Raw genomic sequence first — 272 nt, 5'->3', positions numbered from 1 at the left:
GTGGTGCAGATCAGCAGCCAGGAAGCCGGCAGCAGCGTGACCCAGACGTAGCGCTGGCGCTTCATCTTGATCAGCACCACGGTGGCGAGCATCAGGGCGATACCGGCCAGCATCTGGTTGGAGATGCCGAACAGCGGCCACAAGGTGTTGATGCCGCCCAGCGGATCGATCACGCCCTGGTACAGCAGGTAACCCCACAGCGCCACGCAACCGGCGGTGGCGATCAGGTTGGCCGGCCAGGATTCGGTGCGCTTGAGCGAAGGCACGAACGA

The 272-nt window shown here is 64.3% G+C and carries 1 protein-coding gene; it reads right to left on the bottom strand.

Going from position 1 to position 272, the window contains the following annotated elements:
• Window positions 1–272: carbon starvation CstA family protein (locus AC30D9_RS29420; protein WP_490145379.1), on the bottom strand; the 272-nt coding region annotated here is incomplete at both ends.

The organism is Pseudomonas sp. DF11 (genome assembly GCF_058148565.1).
This window is presented reverse-complemented; position numbering and strand designations above follow the sequence as displayed.